Here is a 3,003-nt window from a genome sequence, read left to right as displayed (position 1 = left end):
AATCTAATACTAATAAATGAGCGAGCAAGCCTACCATTGGAATTACTACACCAACAATGCCAAACATTGATGAAGCTACCATAACAATGTATTTAACAATTCTAATGCTAATTCCCAAATCATAAGTAGGCATAGTAAATCCTGCAATGGCCGAAGCCGCAATTATTATTACCATAAGATCACTTGCAATCCCCGCCTGAATAGCTGTTTGACCTATTACGAGTCCGCCAACAATACTTACAGACGCAGTTATAAAAGATGGAAGTCTAATTGAGGCTTCTCTGATTGTTTCTATTAAAAATTCTATCAAAAACGCTTCAACAACAGGAGGGAAAGGCACCCTTGATCTAGACTGAGCAAGTGGTACTAGTAATGCGAGAGGTATCATGTAGTAATGATAGCTAAGTACCGCAATATATATGCCTGGCAGAAATATAGCAATTAATGTTGCTATTGTCCGTAGCAAACGTAAGTAAGTTGCACCTATCCAGTGGGTTGAATAATCTTCAGGTGCTTGAGTAAATGCATGAAAAGTTACAGGAGCTATTAATACAAAGGATGTTTCTTGAAGCATTATTATAAATTTGCCCTCTAATAATCCAGCTATTGCTTTATCCGGTCTTTCTGTTGCAAGGTATTGAGGAAAAATAGAATTTGGATGGTCAGTAATAATTTGTTCTAAATACCCAATTGCTATAAAGCCGTCACTATTTAAATTACTGATTTTATCACTAATAATTTTTAGTAAATTAGGATTCGCAATATTTTCAAGGTACGCTACAGAAACTGTTTGGTGTGAGGCAGATCCAACAGTAAAATTCTTAAATTTAAGATTGGAAGTTTTTACTTTTCTTCTGATAGTCGAAATATTTGTTGCCATGTCTTCAATAAAGCCATCATGATCTCCTCTTATACTTTTTTCGCCTTCAGGCTCTTGAATACTTCTTTTTTCATATTTTTTTAGTGTACATGAAATCCCGACAGTTAATCCGTCGCATATAAAAACTGCACTTCCAGCTAATATATCGCTTATTAAGCTGTCAATTACTAAGGGGAAGGTTATCCCTGCAACAGGAATTTTATATGGAATATCTTTAATATCATCAGAATCTAACTTTTCTAACTTAAGTAAAGGAGTCATAAAATCTCTTTGAAAAAGGTCAAGATCACATAAACCTTGAACAAAAAAGAAACAACCTTTTTTTCCAGAATTCAAAATAACTTTTCGCCTTATAATATCAGGACAATCTTTTAATATCTCATCAATTACAGAAAAATTTTTTTCATAATTATTATATAAATTTATATTTTTATTTTTATTTTTATCTTCATTCATTTATATCACCATTTTTATTATTAGCAATATATATATAATTATACATAAATTATTCTATAATTGTATAAACAGTAGTAAAGATGTAATACATAAGAGTAAAATTTCTGGAGTTGTAATAGGCTTTTCATATATTAGAAATAAAAATGCCTTTTGGTAGGCTTTTCAAATAATAGGCAATAGCCCCAAAGTGAATGTAACACAATTGGTATGATATGCTCCCTGTCAAGTAGACAGATTAAATAATAAAAATCTGTTACTAGAAAGGGGAGCATTTTTATGAATAAAAGAAGTAAATATACAGCAGAAGAAAAGTATAAAATTTTAAATGAATATGATAATGGAATTGGAACAATGAAGGAGATTGCTAGAAAGTATAAAATCAATAGAGTAACTTTATATAATTAAAAATACAACTATAATAAATATGGTATAGATAGATTAAAAGAATGTGAATCATTCAAAAGATATTCAAAGGAACTAAAAGAATTGGCTGTAAAAGACTATTTATCAGGAGAATTTTCACAGAGAGAAGTTGTAATTAAATATAAAATATCGAATATATCGGTACTGCAAGGATGGGCAAACAAGTATAATGGTCATAGAGAAATAAAGGCAACACCGAAGGGAATGAGCCAGTCTATGACAAATGGAAGAGTTACTTCTTTGAAAGAACGAATTGAAATTCTACATTACTGTATTGCTCAAAATAACGACTATAAGCAAACTGCTGATAACTATAACGTATCCTACGAGCAAGTATACCAGTGGGTTAAGAAATATGAAGCCGGTAGTGAAAATGCATTGAAGGATAGGCGAGGCAGAAAAAAAACCTGAAGATGAATTAACTCTTGAAGATAAAGCGAAACTCTCAGTGAAGAAATTGAAAGTAGAAAATGAGAGATTAAGGGCGGAAAATGCATTCTTAAAAAAATTGGAGGAACTCGAAAGGAGGCGTACTTAAGGCGTACAAGGCAATTGGACAAGTATATTATAATTTCACAACTTCATGAAAAAGAAAAATTTTCTGTCTCTTTGTTATGTAAATTAGCGATGATTCCACGGTCTTCATATTATAAGTGGCTAACGCATGAAGAATCTGTTCTAGAGTCTGAAAATAAGATATTAATGAAAGAAATTATTAATATTTATAATAAAGCAAATGGAATTTACGGTTATAGAAGAATAACCCTGAACTTGAATAGTAAGTTAAAGAAGAATTATAACTATAAACGTATTTACCGACTTATGAGGCTCTCAGGGTTACAATCCGTTATCCGTAGAAAAAAGAAACGTTACGTCAAATCTAATCCACAACAAGTCTCAGAGAACATTTTGAATCGAAAATTCACCGCTGATAAATTAAATCAAAAGTGGCTTACAGATGTTACTGAATTCAAGTACGGTAATTCTAGTAAAGCGTATCTAAGTGCCATATTGGATCTATACGACAACTCTATTGTAGGGTATGTATTTGGGCATTCTAACAATAACCGCCTTGTGTTTAAAAATTTAGATATAGTCCTAAATGCTTCTCCTGGCGCAAGCCCAATGATTCATAGTGATCGAGGTTACCAATATACCTCCAATGAATTTAAGGAAAAACTGGATGCTGCAGGAATGACACAAAGCATGTCACGAGTTGGAAAATGTATCGACAACGGTCCTAT

4 protein-coding genes are annotated in these 3,003 nt (G+C 32.0%); 3 read left to right on the top strand and 1 reads right to left on the bottom strand.

The window, feature by feature from the left end; genetic code table 11:
* The coding region (locus tag Q0649_RS08415) for a spore germination protein (protein WP_298840184.1) at positions 1 to 1,336 on the bottom strand (1,336 nt) is incomplete at its 3' end.
* Between the two features lie 276 nt (positions 1,337 to 1,612).
* Here Q0649_RS08415 and Q0649_RS08410 point away from each other — a divergent pair.
* The 3 genes from Q0649_RS08410 to Q0649_RS08400 form a co-directional block, all read left to right on the top strand.
* A complete protein-coding gene (locus tag Q0649_RS08410) occupies positions 1,613 to 1,741 on the top strand; it encodes a transposase (RefSeq protein WP_298840181.1) in 129 nt (42 codons plus the stop codon).
* An 81-nt stretch (positions 1,742 to 1,822) separates the two neighbouring features.
* Complete coding sequence (locus tag Q0649_RS08405; RefSeq protein WP_298840178.1) at positions 1,823 to 2,170, top strand: helix-turn-helix domain-containing protein; 348 nt, start codon at positions 1,823 to 1,825, stop codon at positions 2,168 to 2,170.
* 141 nt (positions 2,171 to 2,311) lie between these two features.
* Positions 2,312 to 3,003: IS3 family transposase (locus Q0649_RS08400; protein WP_298840176.1), on the top strand; the 692-nt coding region annotated here is incomplete at its 3' end.

Origin of the sequence: uncultured Clostridium sp., from assembly GCF_937920395.1 — a bacterium.
Lineage (GTDB): Bacteria > Bacillota > Clostridia > Clostridiales > Clostridiaceae > Clostridium_AD.
The sequence above is the reverse complement of the archived record's forward strand: the minus strand, read 5'-3'. Positions and strand labels throughout refer to the sequence as shown.